Source organism: Variovorax sp. P1_G12 (assembly GCF_056405555.1).
In genome coordinates, this window is the sequence record NZ_JBFUBW010000014.1 from 74,871 (window position 1) to 89,270 (window position 14,400).

Sequence of the window (14,400 nt, forward strand, 5' to 3'; positions counted from 1 at the left end):
AGTCACCCCGGTGCTGTGTCACGGTCACTCCCGAGCGCGCGCTTCACCACCCGCACGGTGGCGTCGCCGGGGCACGGCGAGTCCCGGAAACCGAGACGCTTGGCGAGCCCGCGCATCGGCGCATTGGTCGAAAGCACGTAGCCTTCCATGCAGCGGAAGCCATGCGCCTCGGCCGCCGCGACCAGCGTCTCCATGAGACGCGGCGCCAGGCCCTGGCCTTGCCAGCCGTCGACGATCGCGATGGCGAACTCGCAGGTGTCGCTGCCGGCGTCCGAGGCGTAACGCGCACCGCCGATGATGGATTCGCCAGGGCCTTGCGCGCCGACCGCGACCAGCGCGAACTCCCGGTCAGGCACCGGGTGGGTCGCCGCTTCGAGCATGTTGTCCGGCAGGTCCCGTATCGTGCCCATGAAGCGCGTGTAGCGCGAGTCCGTCGACATGTTTCCGACGGCCGCCTGGAGTCCTTCCTTGTCCTCGGGAAGGATCTCGCGCAGGGTCACCTGGCGGCCGTCGCGCAACGGCACGGTCACCGGAAGAACGGGCGCTGGCGAGTGAGAAGCCCGGTCTTCCATGGCTAATAGGCCTCGGGGACGTAGCGGAACGGGTGCTCCAGCTCCTGGTAGTCGCCGCGCGACTGCCGCTTCGGCAGCTTGACCTTTTCCCTCGGCACGGATTGGTACGGCACGTGGGCCAGCAGGTGCTTGATCAGGTTCAGGCGCGCGCGCCTCTTGTCGTCGGAGCGCACGATGAACCACGGCGCGATCGGCAGGTCGGTGGCCTTGAACATCTCGTCGCGAGCGCGCGAATAGTCGTACCAGCGGCTGTAGGACTTGAGGTCCATCGGCGACAGCTTCCAGATCTTCCGCCCGTCCTCGATGCGAGCCTCCAGCCGGCGGGTCTGCTCGTCGGGGCTGACCTCGAGCCAGTACTTCAGCAGGATGACGCCGGAATCGATGATCGCCCGCTCCACCAGGGGGGTCGCGGCGAGGAAGGCCTTGACCTGCGCCTCCGTGCAGAAGCCCATGACACGCTCCACACCCGCGCGGTTGTACCAGCTCCGGTCGAAGATCACGACCTCGCCCGCGGCCGGCAGATGCGGGATATAGCGCTGCAGGTAGATCTGGGACTTCTCCCGTTCGGTCGGCGCCGGCAAGGCGAGGACGCGAAACACCCGCGGGCTGACGCGCTCGGTGATGGCCTTGATCGTGCCGCCTTTCCCGGCGCCGTCGCGCCCCTCGAAGACCACGCAAACCTTGAGCCCGGCATGCTGCACCCACTCCTGCAACTTGACCAGTTCGACGTGGAGGTCGCGCAGCGTCTTGTCGTATTCCTTTCGCGACAGCGGCTTGTCCGACGCAGGCTTCGCGTCGCCTTCGTGCCCTTGCGTCGCCGGCTCCTGCGCTTCTTCCTTGTGGGCCGTCTTTCCGTGGTTGTGCCTCTTCTCGCTCTTCTCGCTCTTCGCCATCGCTGCCTCCATCGGTTGATTGAAAATCTTCGCTCGGTGTTCGCGTCGGCGGCCTCGGCTCACAGCAGCCGCGCGGCCTCGTCCAGCAGATTCCTGGGCTTCGGCACATCGACCCGCGCCACCTGGACCAGCGCGAATGCGCGCACGCGCGGCGGGTCGCCCGGCACCCGGGCGATCTCCAGGTGCAAGGTGTGGCCATCGTCCGTGCCTTGCTCCGGGAGAACGACGTTCATCCGGCTCAGGCGCAGGCTTCTGGCGGTGACCTGGATCAGCGTGTTCGCGTCCGCGAACACCTCGCACACGCGGTCGAGCTGGTGGTCCAGCGCCTCGGAACGCAAGCCCAGGCTCTTGAGATCGTTGTCGTTCTGTTCCATCTGGGCGCGCAGGCGCGCCAGCTCGCCGGTGTCGACCTCTCCGGCGCCGCCCAGCACCGATTGCATGCCGACGCCTTGCCGCCCGAGCAGCCGCAACCGGGCCGCGACCAGCGCGCGCTCCTGCTCGAGCACGTCCCTGCGCGAGGTGTCCGCGGCAATCCGCGCGAGCCCTTCGATCGCCAGCTGGTCCACCATCCGGCGCGCGATCTCCTGCCTGAGTTCGGCATCCGTTGGGGCGCAGATCCTGATCTGGTGATCGCTGAAGCTCAATGTCGTCTGCGCCACGTCCGAGCGCATGACATCGCCATCCTGCGCCACACCCAGCGTGCGGCGTTCGTTCATGGCCATGCCGAGCACGGCATAGGCTTCGAGCAGATCTGGATGCTGTTCGAAGAAGCTGTAGAGCTCCGTCGAACGGCCGAGCGCGGGTGCCACGTCGTCGGCAGCCCCGAAGAACGCCCGGATGTGGGAGTCGGAAGCCCAGCTCGCCGGGCTCAAGGCGCGCGGCGAAGGAAATGCCGCCACCAGATCGCGCAGGTGATCCGCCGCCTTCGCGATCGCCGATCTCAATCGCGCTTCGTGGCCTTGCGCCAGACGCAGGCGGGGGCTCAGGCCGATGACGCGCGCCACCATCCGTTCGACTTCCTCGTCCCGCGGCGGGTGCTTTTCCTTGCCGCCAAACAGGCGGCCGATGATTCCCATGGCGCGCTCCTTCGAGAGGATCAGGCGAAATCGTCACTCAGGATCTGTGCGCTGATCCGCCCCTTCTTCCAGAACATGTCGTGGATCCGTTGATTGAGCTTGCGCAGTCCGTCCGGATGGACACCCCGAAAGGTGAGCAGCACCGCAGGCCGCGAGCCGTCGCCCTCGACATGCTGGATCTCATCGAACTCCGGAAACCCGTACTTCACCAGGAAGGCCTTGACCTCGTCATCGGACGTGCCAGCTTCGATATTTCCCAACAAGAGCCGTGCCATTTCGATTTCTCCTAACGAACTGTCTTTTGCTACGCCATGATGTGAACGCCGCCGTCGACGTACAGCGTTTCACCCGAGAGCCGCCGCGCGTAAGGCGTCGCAAGGAACGCGCAGGTGAATCCGACATCCATGATGTCGACCAGCTCGCCCACCGGAGCGCGCTGCGCCGCCTCGGTGAGCAGCAGGTCGAAGTCCTTGAGGCCGGCTGCCGCGCGGGTCTTGAGCGGACCCGGCGAGATCGCGTGCACCCGGATGCCGAGGGGCCCGAGTTCATAGGCCAGGTAGCGCACCGACGCTTCGAGTGCGGCCTTCACGGGGCCCATCACGTTGTAATTGGCGACCACCTTGCTGGCGCCGTGGTAGGACATGGTGAACATCGTGCCGCCGTCCTTCATCAAGGGTGCGGCCAACCGTGCCATCCGCACGAAGGAATGGCACGAGATGTCCATCGCCTGGGCAAAGCCCTCGGCGGAGCAATTGAGCAGCCCCCCCTGCAGGTCTTCCTTCGGCGCCCAGGCGATCGAATGCACCACCACATCGAGCCGGCCCCAGTCGCTGTCGATGCGCCCGAACAGGGCCTCGAGCTCGCCCGGCCTGGCCACGTCCAGCGGCATGAAGATCGGCGCCCCCAGGGCGGCCGCCAGGGGTTCGACATGGGGCCTGGCCTTCTCGCCGGCGTAGGTGATGGCCAGATCTGCGCCCAGCTCGCGAAACGCCGCTGCGCATCCGTAGGCGATCGAGTGTTCATTGGCGATCCCGCAGACGAGCACCTTGGCGCCCTTGAGCAGCGGGCGTGGCAATTCAAGCGTCATCGTCACTCCTTGAAGCGAGCACGTGGTGGGTATGGCGCGCGATCATCAATTCCTCGTTCGTGGGAATCACCCATGCCGAGACCTGGCTCGACGGGGTACTGATGCGCGGGCCGCCGGACAGGTTGGCTGCCGGGTCGAGCGTCACGCCGAGCCAGGCCGCGTCGCGGCAGACCCGCTCGCGCAGCGACGCTGCGTGCTCGCCGATGCCGGCGGTGAACACCAGCGCGTCGATGCCATGGGTCGCCGCCGCCAGCGAGCCGAGTTCGCGCCCGATCCGGTAGGCATAGAGGTCGATGGCGAACCGGGCACGGGCGTCATCGCTGGCCAGCAGCACCCGCATGTCGCTGGACAGGCCGGAAACGCCCAGCAGCCCGGACTGCTTGTAGATCAGGTCCTCGACCGCGCGCACGTCCATGCGGAGTTCGTCCAGCAGATAGAGGATGACGCCCGGATCCAGATTGCCGCTGCGCGTGCCCATCGGCAAACCGTCGACCGCGGTGAATCCCATGGTGCTTGCGAGGCTGCGTCCCGCCGACATCGCGCACAGGCTGGCGCCATTGCCGAGGTGCGCGACGATGGTGCGGCCCGCCGCCGCCTTCGGGTCGAACTGCGGCAGCACGCTCGCGATGTATTCGTAGGAGAGGCCGTGGAACCCGTAGCGCCGCACGCCCAGGCCCGTGATCGACGGAGGAAGCGCAAAGGCCTGCGCCACCTCGGGTTGCGCGCGATGGAAGGCGGTGTCGAAGCACGCCACCTGGGGCAGGTCCGGACGCTGCTTGGCCACGATCTCGATGGCCTTGAGGTTGTGCGGCTGGTGCAGGGGGGCCAACGGAATCAGTGTCTCCAGGGCCGAGATCACCTCCGGTGTGACCCGTGTCGCCTGCGAGAACGCCAGTCCGCCATGCACGACGCGGTGACCGACGGCAGACAGCTCGTAGCCCTCGCGGTGCTCGCGAAGGAACGCCGCCAGGTAGCCGATGGCGCCCTCGTGTCCGAGCGCGACGCCTTCGCCCCAGGCCTTGGCGCCGACTTCGGTGCCGTGCCCGTCCACGGCGGAAAAGCGCGGCGCGGTGAAGAGCCCCTCGACCTGGCCGCGCATGATCAGATCCAGCGCGCTGCCTTGCGTGGTGAACGCGCTGAACTTGATGCTCGACGAGCCCGCATTCAGCACCAGGATCACGTCGGTCATGGTCTCACCCCATCACCGCGGTGCTCTCGCGGCGGGCCTTGGCGACCATCGCGGCGACGGCACACGACGCCAGCCGCGTCATCAGCGAGTCGGCCCGGCTCGTCAGGATGATCGGAACCCGCGCGCCGAGAACGATGCCCGCCGCATCGGCGCCGGCGAGGAAGGACAGGCTCTTGGCGAGCATGTTGCCGGCTTCCAGGTCCGGGACCACCAGCACGTTGGCGCGTCCCGCGACCGGCGAATCGATCTTCTTGATCTTCGCGGCCTCCAGGCTGATTGCGTTGTCGAGCGCCAACGGGCCATCGATGACCGCGCCCGTGATCTGGTGCCGGTCCACCATCTTGCACAAGGCGGCTGCCTCGATGGTGGAAGGGACCTTCGAATTGATGGTCTCCATCGCCGAGAGAATGGCGACCCGCACGTCCTGCACTTGCAAGGCGTGCGCCAGGTCGATCGCGTTCTGCACGATGTCGATCTTGTCGTCGAGCGTCGGCGCGATGCTGACGGCGGCATCGGTGATGATCAGGGCGTGTTCGTAGCTGGGCACGTCCATCACGAAGCAGTGGCTGATGCGCCGCGCGGTGCGCAGGCCGCCGTCGCGCTTCACCACGGCCCCCATCAGTTCATCCGTGTGCAGGCTGCCCTTCATCAGCGCGTCGGCCTTGCCCTCGCGCACCAGCAGGACGGCCGCATCCGCCGCGGCGTTGCTGTAGGGCGCGTCGACGATGGGGTAGCCGGAGATGTCCACTGCGAAGGACGCGGCCACGGCCTCGATGCGCGCACGCGGCCCGACCAGAATCGGAGCGATCAGTCCCAGCCTGGCGGCCTCTCGCAATCCTTCCAGCGAACTCTGGTCGCAAGGATGCACCACGGCCGTGGGCATCGGGGGCATCCCCTTGCAGAAGTCGATCAGGCGCTGATACTTCTCGTGCTTCGCGTTCATGAGTGGGCCTTCGACGAACTACTTCGCGGCGTGCTTCAACGCCGCCTGCAGGCCTGCAGAACCCGGGCTCTTGACTTCCTTCATGACCAGGATCTGCTGCGGCGTGACCGGCTTGCCGTAGTAGGCCGCATTGAGGGAATCGCGGACGTCGATCACCGATCCATCCACCGCCAGGCCGGCGAACGCGCCCTTGACCATCGAGAAGGCGACGAAGTCGCTGCCGAGTGCGGCGCTGGCGTCCATGCCCTTCTTCCAGGCGGCGACCGAGGCATCGGCGCCGAGCTTCACCTTGCTCGCGAACACCGAGTCGAGCGCCTTCTGTGTGTGCACCAGCATCACCACTTCTGCCGATGACGCGCCGGCCTGGAATCCGAAGCTGGCGGAGCCCATCGTGTAGAAGGCCGGGCCGCTCCAGCTTCCGGTCTTTTCATCGCGCACCATCAGGACGCCGGAGCCTCCCGAGCCACCGAGCACGAAGCCCGCCTTGAGAATCTGCGGGAAGATCAGGACGCCCTTGGCCTGGCCGAGGGCAGTACCGAACCCGGCGGAGAAGTCGGGGTTCTTCGCGAAGGCGTTGACCGTGGCCTGGGCCTTCTGAACAAGCGCCTTGGCGTCGGCGTCGTCGGCGGCGTGGGCCGGCAAGCCAATGAACACCGCGGCGAGGGTCAGTGTGCCGACGGCGAACGAAAAGTGTCTGCGGTTTGTGCTCATCGATATCTCCTCGGTGGTGCCGTCAGTGACGACGTTTGCTGCGAACTGTCGCGGGGCCTTCTCACGTCCCGTGAAGCCATTGTGGGAAGCGGGCGCGCCGAGCACCTTGATCTGGCTCAACCCCGGCCGGCCCGCGCACGCTTCACTGCTGTTGCTTGTTGGCCTTGATGTTGCCGGCGACCCCGCCGGCAACGGCGCCGACGGCCGCACCGGTCCAGCCACTGCCGCCGGCGATGGCCGCGATGCCGGCGCCGGCCGCGGCACCGATGGCCGCGCCACTGGCCGTTCCCTGCTGCTGCGGTGTCATGTTCGTGCAGCCGATCGCGATCACGGCGGCTCCGATCGACACGATGAGTCCGATGTGCTTCATGGCTTTCTCCTCGAGGCCTAGTTCTTGAGGCCGGGCACGACCATCTCGAACCAGAGGGTTTCGATGACCGGGCGTTGCAACCGGTCCGGATGCGCGGCATACCAGCGGTCGAGCCCGATGCGCACGGTGTCGAGCGTCTGTCCCCTGAGCCCCTTGGCTGCCCTGGGAATCACGGTCTGGCTGTCAGGCGGCGCATTGCCGGCTTGGTAGGCGGTCTCTATCTGGATCACGTTGGCGACGCCGATCAGGTAGACCTTCTTCAATTGCTCGCTGGATCGGGTCCAGTGCTCACCCGTGATCAGGGGCACTTCCTGCGCGCGGACATGGCCGCATGCCAGCGCCGCGGCGAGGAGCACCGGGACCATCGTCATCTGCCAACTCAGTCTCTTGGTCATCATTCACCTCCATGAGGAGTCGTTGAACGAACGCTCCGGCTCATCATTCGGTACAGCATGGCGGAGCAGCCACTGCCAGGGCCGGCAGGTCGAATCCGCCGCCCAAGGCCAGAACGAGGTTGGCGCGTTGTGCCAGCTGCTCGGACTGCACACGCAATCGCGAGGTCCGCACCGCATAGAGCGTGAGCTGACTCTGCTCGACCGCACGCAGGTCGACGGTGCCGACGCGATACTGGATCCGGGCCAGTTCCAGCGCCTCGGCACTGTCGCGAACGGTCGCCGCGAGGATGGCGTCGCGTTCGCGCAAGACCGACTCCGCGCCCAGGGCGGTCTCGACTTCGGCGAAGGCCTTCTGGCCGGCGCGCGCGTACTCGGCCACCGCCTGCTTCTGCTCGGCCGAGCGGATCTCGACCTGCGCGCGCAACGCGCCGCCCTGGTAGAGCGGCGCAATCAGGTTGGCGCCGAGGCTCCAGATCGGGCTGCTGGCGTCCTTCAGGACGATCAGCTCGCTGGACACGTTGCTGCCCCCCGCCGTCAGGCTGATCCTGGGGAGCTGCGCCGCCTTGGCCTCGCCGACCCGGTCGAAGGCCGCGGCGACGCGCCGCTCCGCCGCCACCAGGTCGGGCCGGCGCTCCAGCAGCTCCGACGGCATGCCCACGGGCAGCGGCGCGGGCATCGGCGACAGGCGGTCGGCGACCGCGATCTCGGCCGCCGGGTAGCGTCCGAGCAGGATCTCGAGCGAACGACGCGCCTGCTCGCCCGCGAGCTCGACCTGTTTCAGGGTGTCGCGATAGGGGCCGACATTCGCGCGTGCCTGCGCCACCGCCTGCGCGCTGCCGTTGCCGACCCGCAATCGATCGTCGGCCATCCGAAGCAGGGTCTCCGACGAGCTCAGGGAATCCTGCGCGATCACGCGCTGCATCCGGGCCTCGACCGCCAGGAACCATGCCTTGGCCACCATCGCCGCCAGCGACTGGCGCGCATAGGCGTAGTCGGCCTCGGCGGCCGCGGACTGCTCTCGGCTGGCGGCCCGTCCGTAGCGCAGGCGGCCCCAGACGTCGAGCTCCAGCGATGCGTTCAGGAAGATCCCGTCCAGGCCCCCGCCACCGCCCGATTTGCCACCGCCCAGGCCGATCACCCCGACCGAAGGCAGCAAGGCGGCCGACGCCACCTTCACGTAGCCGGCGGCCTGCTCGACCCGTGCCGCGGCCACCCTCAGATCCGCGTTGTAGGCCAGGGCCTCGTTGACGAGCGCTGTCAGCGCCGGTTCCTCGAAGGCCGTGAGCCAGCCGTCGGCCACCGGCGCCGCGACGCCCCCGCCGGCCCTGAAGGCAGGGGGCGCCGGCGCCTGGGGCAGCACCTCTTTCTGCAGGTCGGCCGCCGTCGGCGGGGCCTTGAGTGCGCAGCCAGCCAGCGCGGCCACCAGGGCCGTGAAGAGAATCCCTCGATGAAGCGAAGGTGTACGCATCAGTGCAATTTCAGGACAAGGTAGTTGGCGATCGCGCCGACACGCAGGATCACCATGCGCACGATGTGGATGGCCGCCCCGTGCTCGGTGTAGATCGCGCCCTGGCCATCCGCGCCGGCGGCTAGGAACAGCTCCCTGTCTTTCTCGTCGACCAGGAGCTTGACCGGGAAGCGGCCCGGCACCTGCGGAAATGGCCCGGTCTGCGGCAGCGTTCCCGACGGAGGCACCTGGCCCTGGCCTTGCGCCCAGACGATCGAATCGACCGTGGCCCCGATGACGCGGCCCGGGTAGGTCTGGAGCGTGAACTCCGCCAGGTTGCCGGGCTCGACCAGCCGCAATTCGTTCTGGCTGTAGAGCGCGATGACCTGGTACGTCTCCTCGACGAAACTCATTGCCGGTACCAGCGGCAGCGCCACCACGTACGAGCCCGGCCGCAACTGGACGTTGATGGCATAGCCGTTGGCCGGCGCGAAGACGGCGGTCTGGTCGAGGTTCCATTGCGCGTTCCCGAGCTCCGCGCGGCTGATGTCGACCTGCGCCTTGGCGGTCGCGAGCTGGGCGCGCGCCGCCGCGACCGACGCCTGTTCACCGTTGACCTGGCCCGAGAGTTTCTGGGTGACCTGGGCCTCATTGGCCGCGGCCGTTGCGACCTGGCCCTGCAGGTCGGCCAGGTTGGACTCCGCCTGCTCGAGCGCGAAGCGGTCGCCGGCGCCGGTGGCCACCAGTTCCCGGTTCTGGCGGACCCGCATCCGGGCCAGCTCCAGCTTCGGCTGCAGCGACCTGACCTGACCCGTGGATGCCTTCAACTGCTCCTGCAGTTGCCGGGCGCCGGCCGAGGCGTCGACCAGGGCCGCACCGGCCTGCACGAACTTGGCCTCGTCCGCGGCCAGTTTCCCCTTGGCCGCATCGAGTTCGTTCTGGTACTGGGTCGGGTCGATCCGGAACAGCAACTCCCCCTTCTTGACCAGCCGATTGGGCTCGACCGGCACCTCGAGCACCCGCCCCCGCACCTGGGGCACCACCTGCACCACGTACTTGATGACCCGCACATCGGCCGAGGAGGGGGCGACGACGTTGAGCGTCAGGACCAGCGCGGTCAGGGCGACGATCGGAATGATCACGACCGTGACTTGCGTCGCGGTGTTCCACGGCAGCCACTTCAGCTTGATGAAGAAGAGCCAGACGAAGAAGGCGTAGATGCCAAGCAGCAGTGCTTCCATCAGGCGCTCGCATCTCTTGGATTGGCGGCGTTGATTTCGGCCGTCTCGGCTGCCGGTATCGCCGCGCTCAGGTCCCTGCGCAGCACCTTGAGTTCGGCGGTCAGCGTGCCCTTGGCAGCCATGACGTCGAGTTCCTCGCGCAGGTGCGCGATCTCATGCGCCAGCAATTCGCCCGCCTGCGCCTTGTCGGCCTGCTCGTGGAAGTAGTCCTCGTGCTTCTCGGTGCCGTACGCCGACTGGTAGGCGACCGGCTTCACGAAGGCCCAGAGCCAGGCGATCGGCCACAGCATGCCGCCGAACACCAGCGACAGCAGACACAGGGTCTTGATGGCGTCCCGCTGGGGATGGTGCCGCTGGTGGGCGATCTTCTCCGGCATGACGTGCACCAGCCAGAACAGCACGATCCCGGCGATCGGAACCACGAAGATGATGAACCAGGCAAGGCCGGTCGCCACGGAGCCCATCATCTCGTGCGGGAGGAACGAAGCGCTCGCTTCGAACGGCGCTGCCAGCCCGACGGCACCGAGCAAAGCGTACAGGAGCGTCGGGCTTCGGCGGGGGAGCGTCCCTTCGGGTTCTCTTGACGCGGAATGCATGCTTTCTCCTGTGCGAGGCGAGGTCGGCCAGCGTCGTGGCGATGCAGCAAATGCTAGAGGTGTCGTGCCGCCTCCGATTGAGAAATATCAAGTGCCGACGACGAAAAAACAGCGCCGGCGATTGATCGATCTCAATTCGCACGGCGTTCGCGGCGCGGAAACTGCCGCCAGGGCGCCTCCAAGAACGCGGAAGGAGATGACATGATTCGACCCACGGCCGTCGCCGCCGTCGTGCTCGCCCTGTGCGGCTCGGCACAGGCTCAGTCCAACGAGGAACTCAAGGCCCTGCTGGAGCAGGCCATGAGGACGATCCAGGATCTGCAGGGTCGCGTGACGGTCCTGGAGCAGAAAAAGGAGCCCGCTCCCGCTCCCGCTGCCGCTGCCGGTGCCGCTGCGCCGGCCGTGGCGGGCGCGCCACCCGCGGCCGCCGCCTGGGCGCCGGTGGTCTCGGTGGGTACGCGCGCCGAGGATGGCGTGCCGGATGCGGACAAGGCGCGCGTCGAGTTCTACGGCCAGGCGATGCTCGATGCCATCTACGACTTCAAGCGCATGAACCCCGACTGGAACGCCACCTTGCGGCCGTCTCAGATTCCGGTCATCTGTCCGGGATCGCCGGGCTGCGGCAAGGACGGCGCGACCATCCTCAGCATCCGCCAGTCGAGCCTGGGCTTCAAGTCGTTCATTCCCACGACGTACGGACAGATCAAGACCGATCTCAGCTTCGACCTGTTCGGCTCGAACGGCAGCACGCAGGTCCACTGGCTGAACGCCTGGGCCGAGCTGGGGATGTACGGCGCCGGCCAGACCTACTCGAACTTCATGGACATCGATGTGTTCCCGAGCACCATCGACTACTGGGGACCGAACGGCATGGTCTTCGTGCGCAATCCGCAGCTGCGCCTCTCGCCCTACGACAAGGATGGCCTGCGCGCGGCGTTCTCTCTCGAGGCCCCCAATTCGGCGCTCGACACCGGCAGGATCAACCGGATCGACCCTGCGCTCGGCGCCAGCATCACGGGCTGGAACCGCTTGCCGGATGCGGTGGCGTCGCTCAAGTTCGAACGAGACTGGGGCCACGTCCGCTCCGCCGCCATCGTGCGCCAGGTCGGCTTCCAGAATCCGGCCACCCCGGACGGCAACCCCTCGGGCACGGAGACCGGGTACGGCCTGAACCTCAGCGGCGCCTTCAACGCCTTCGGCAAGGATCGGCTGAGTTGGCAGCTGGTGGGCGGGCGCGCGATCGCCAGCTACATGAACGACGGCGGCGTGGACCTGGCACCAGGCTCGAACCTGCGCGCCGAGACCGTGCCGTCGGTGGGATGGCTGGTTTTCTACAACCACTACTGGAGCGACAAGTGGAGCAGCTCCATCGGCTACAGCGAACACCGCCAGAACAACACCGGCGGCCAGCTCGCCACGGCCTTCCAGAAGGGCAGCTACTCGTCGGTCAACCTGCTCTACGCGCTCGACAAGAACGTCCTGGTCGGCAGCGAGTTCATCTGGGGTCGGCTCGAGAACAAGGCCGGGCTGGCGGCGGACGACTACCGCCTGCAGTTCTCGACGAAGGTCACCTTCTGACCCCCTCCCAACCCGTTCAACGGACCCGCACATGCAGTTCAAGTCGACCTTCCCGATCCTGATCGCCCATCGCGATGTCGGCGCACAGAGCGTCGCCGGTGTGCGCCTGCGGCAGATTCAGCATGAGCTCGAACAGGGCGGCTGGAAGACGATCGCGGTCAACAACGAGTCCGATGCCGGCATCGTCGCCGGCGCCCATCGCGGGCTGTCGGCGATCGTCTTCCGTGTCGATGCGGCGCGGGGAGATCCGGCCGCGGGCAAGCGGCTCATCGAGCTCATGGATGCGGTGCACCAGCGCGCATCGGGCCTGCCGATCATCGCGCTGGGCGAGACCGCCACCCTCGAGGGCAAGTCGCCGAAGGTGGTGCAGGCGCTGCGCAACCTCCACAGCATCCTCTACCTGTACGAGGACACGGTGTCCTTCCTGGCGCGCCAGATCATGCGCGCCGCCGAGGACTACCTCGAGAACCTGCTGCCGCCGTTCTTCAAGGCGCTGACGCGTCATGCGGAGCGATCGGCGTACTCGTGGCACACGCCCGGACACGCCGGGGGCGTCGGCTTCCTGAAGACGCCGGTGGGCTACGCGCTGCACGAGTTCTTCGGCGAGAACACGGTGCGCTCCGACCTGTCGATCTCGGTGCCCGAACTCGGTTCGCTGCTCGACCACACCGGGCCGGTCAAGGAGGCCGAGGCCTACGCGGCGCAGGTCTTCGGCGCCGACCACACCTATTTCGTGACCAACGGCACGTCGACCGCCAACAAGATCGTCTGGCACTCCATGGCGGGTCGGGACGACCTGGTGATCGTCGACCGCAACTGCCACAAGTCGCTGCTGCACTCGCTGATCATGACCGGCGCGACGCCGATCTACTTCACGCCAGCGCGCAACGACTACGGGATCATCGGCCCGATCGGCCTGGACCAGTTCTCGCCCGAATCGATCCGCAAGAAGATCGCCGCCAGCCCGATCGCGCGCGGCGCCAAGGGCAATGTGCGCATCGCCGTGGTCACCAACTCGACCTACGACGGCCTTTGCTACAACGCCGAAAAGATCAAGGCCGAGGTCGCCGACCAGGTCGACGCGCTGCATTTCGACGAGGCCTGGTATGCCTACGCCGCTTTCCACGAGTTCTATGCCGGCCGGCACGCGATGGGCGTGCCGCGCGGCCATCCGCGGGCCGACCACACGCTGGTGTTCGCCACCCAGTCGACGCACAAGCTGCTGGCCGCGTTCTCGCAGGCGTCGATGATCCACATCCAGGAATCCGACCAGCGAAAGATCGACACGACGCGCTTCAACGATGCCTTCATGATGCACGGCTCGACCTCGCCGCACTACGGGATCATCGCCTCGCTCGACGTCAGCTCCGCCATGATGGAAGGCGCCAGCGGGCGCTCCATCGTGCAGGAGACGCATGACGAGGCGATGCACTTCCGGCATGCGCTGGCGGCGATCGGAGACAACTTCAAGCGTCCGGACTGGTGGTTCAAGGTCTGGCAGCCCGAGGGCCTGGATCTGGACAAGTCGCCGCAGACGCAGGACTGGGTGCTCGAGCCCAAGGCCTCCTGGCACGGCTTCGGCAACCTGGCCCGCGACTACGTGATGCTCGACCCGATCAAGGTCACGCTGCTCACCCCCGGCCTGGGCAAGGGCGCCAAGCTCGGCAAGACCGGCATTCCGGCCGCGGTGGTCAGCAAGTACCTGTGGGAGCGAGGCCTGGTGGTCGAGAAGACCGGGCTCTACAGCTTCCTGATCCTGTTCTCGCTGGGCATCACGCGCGGCAAGTGGAGCACGATGGTCGACGCGCTGGCCGACTTCAAGACCGACTACGACCGCAACGCGCCGCTGGCGAAGACGCTGCCGAGCGTCGCCGCGGCAGGCGGCCATGCGTATGCCGGCTGGGGCCTGCGAGACCTGTGCGACGCCCTGCACACCTGCTACCGCGACAACGACACCGCGATCGCCATGAACGCGATGTACACCGACCTGCCGGAGCCGGCGATGAAGCCGTCCGATGCCTACGACCGGCTGGTCCACGGCGGCGTGGAGCCGGTGCCGATCGAGGCGCTGAAAGGCCGCATCGCCGCCGTGATGGTGGTTCCCTATCCGCCGGGCATCCCCCTGATCATGCCCGGGGAGCGCTTCGTGACCGACTCGATCATCGAGTACCTGAAGTTCGCCCGCGACACCGACGACCGCTTCCCCGGCTTCGAGGCGGACATCCACGGACCGCGCTACGAAGTCGACAAGGCCGGCCGCAAGCACTGGCTCGTCGATTGCGTCAAGGAATAGAAAGAGGCC

General features: G+C 67.2%; 15 protein-coding genes. 2 read left to right on the top strand and 13 right to left on the bottom strand.

Annotated features, from left to right (window positions below; all coding sequences use genetic code 11):
- Positions 1-2: 2 nt before the first annotated feature.
- From AC1D2O_RS17690 to AC1D2O_RS17750, 13 genes are all read right to left on the bottom strand, one after another.
- On the bottom strand, positions 3-524 hold the full coding sequence (locus tag AC1D2O_RS17690; RefSeq protein ID WP_478157635.1) for an N-acetyltransferase family protein: 522 nt from the start codon (positions 522-524) through the stop codon (positions 3-5).
- Between the two features lie 50 nt (positions 525-574).
- Positions 575-1,465: a polyphosphate kinase 2 gene (ppk2, locus tag AC1D2O_RS17695; protein WP_478087418.1), complete on the bottom strand. Its 891-nt coding sequence runs from the start codon at positions 1,463-1,465 to the stop codon at positions 575-577.
- Between the two features lie 59 nt (positions 1,466-1,524).
- Positions 1,525-2,541 (bottom strand): hypothetical protein, encoded by a 1,017-nt coding sequence (locus tag AC1D2O_RS17700; RefSeq protein WP_478087417.1) that lies wholly within the window; start codon positions 2,539-2,541, stop codon positions 1,525-1,527.
- A 20-nt stretch (positions 2,542-2,561) separates the two neighbouring features.
- The gene (locus AC1D2O_RS17705) at positions 2,562-2,816 is read right to left on the bottom strand and encodes an RNA-binding protein (protein ID WP_478087415.1); all 255 of its coding nucleotides are present in this window, start codon (positions 2,814-2,816) and stop codon (positions 2,562-2,564) included.
- 29 nt (positions 2,817-2,845) lie between these two features.
- The gene (gene fabI / locus AC1D2O_RS17710; protein ID WP_478087413.1) at positions 2,846-3,628 is read right to left on the bottom strand and encodes an enoyl-ACP reductase FabI; all 783 of its coding nucleotides are present in this window, start codon (positions 3,626-3,628) and stop codon (positions 2,846-2,848) included.
- On the bottom strand, positions 3,618-4,817 hold the full coding sequence (locus AC1D2O_RS17715; protein WP_478087411.1) for an acetate/propionate family kinase: 1,200 nt from the start codon (positions 4,815-4,817) through the stop codon (positions 3,618-3,620). The genes fabI and AC1D2O_RS17715 overlap by 11 nt, the downstream gene beginning before the upstream one ends.
- Positions 4,818-4,821: 4 nt before the next feature.
- Positions 4,822-5,760 carry a phosphate acetyltransferase gene (locus AC1D2O_RS17720; RefSeq protein ID WP_478087410.1) on the bottom strand — a complete coding sequence of 313 codons (939 nt, stop codon included), beginning with the start codon at positions 5,758-5,760 and terminating at the stop codon, positions 4,822-4,824.
- Between the two features lie 18 nt (positions 5,761-5,778).
- A complete protein-coding gene (locus AC1D2O_RS17725; protein ID WP_478087409.1) occupies positions 5,779-6,471 on the bottom strand; it encodes a lipid-binding SYLF domain-containing protein in 693 nt (230 codons plus the stop codon).
- 142 nt (positions 6,472-6,613) lie between these two features.
- A complete protein-coding gene (locus tag AC1D2O_RS17730) occupies positions 6,614-6,841 on the bottom strand; it encodes a YMGG-like glycine zipper-containing protein (RefSeq protein WP_478087407.1) in 228 nt (75 codons plus the stop codon).
- A gap of 17 nt (positions 6,842-6,858) precedes the next feature.
- The gene (locus AC1D2O_RS17735) at positions 6,859-7,236 is read right to left on the bottom strand and encodes a hypothetical protein (RefSeq protein WP_478087406.1); all 378 of its coding nucleotides are present in this window, start codon (positions 7,234-7,236) and stop codon (positions 6,859-6,861) included.
- 43 nt (positions 7,237-7,279) lie between these two features.
- Entirely contained in the window at positions 7,280-8,704 is a 1,425-nt protein-coding gene (locus AC1D2O_RS17740; protein ID WP_478087405.1) for a TolC family protein, read from the bottom strand.
- On the bottom strand, positions 8,704-9,924 hold the full coding sequence (locus tag AC1D2O_RS17745; protein WP_478087404.1) for an HlyD family secretion protein: 1,221 nt from the start codon (positions 9,922-9,924) through the stop codon (positions 8,704-8,706). Before AC1D2O_RS17745 ends, AC1D2O_RS17740 begins: the two co-directional genes overlap by 1 nt.
- Positions 9,924-10,520, bottom strand: coding sequence for a DUF3302 domain-containing protein (locus tag AC1D2O_RS17750; protein ID WP_478157636.1), 597 nt, complete (start codon positions 10,518-10,520; stop codon positions 9,924-9,926). Before AC1D2O_RS17750 ends, AC1D2O_RS17745 begins: the two co-directional genes overlap by 1 nt.
- Positions 10,521-10,721: 201 nt before the next feature.
- On the opposite strand from AC1D2O_RS17750, the gene AC1D2O_RS17755 reads away from it, so the two are divergent.
- Positions 10,722-12,098 carry a DcaP family trimeric outer membrane transporter gene (locus AC1D2O_RS17755; protein WP_478157637.1) on the top strand — a complete coding sequence of 459 codons (1,377 nt, stop codon included), beginning with the start codon at positions 10,722-10,724 and terminating at the stop codon, positions 12,096-12,098.
- Between the two features lie 31 nt (positions 12,099-12,129).
- The gene (locus AC1D2O_RS17760) at positions 12,130-14,391 is read left to right on the top strand and encodes an Orn/Lys/Arg family decarboxylase (protein ID WP_478087398.1); all 2,262 of its coding nucleotides are present in this window, start codon (positions 12,130-12,132) and stop codon (positions 14,389-14,391) included.
- Positions 14,392-14,400 lie beyond the last annotated feature (9 nt).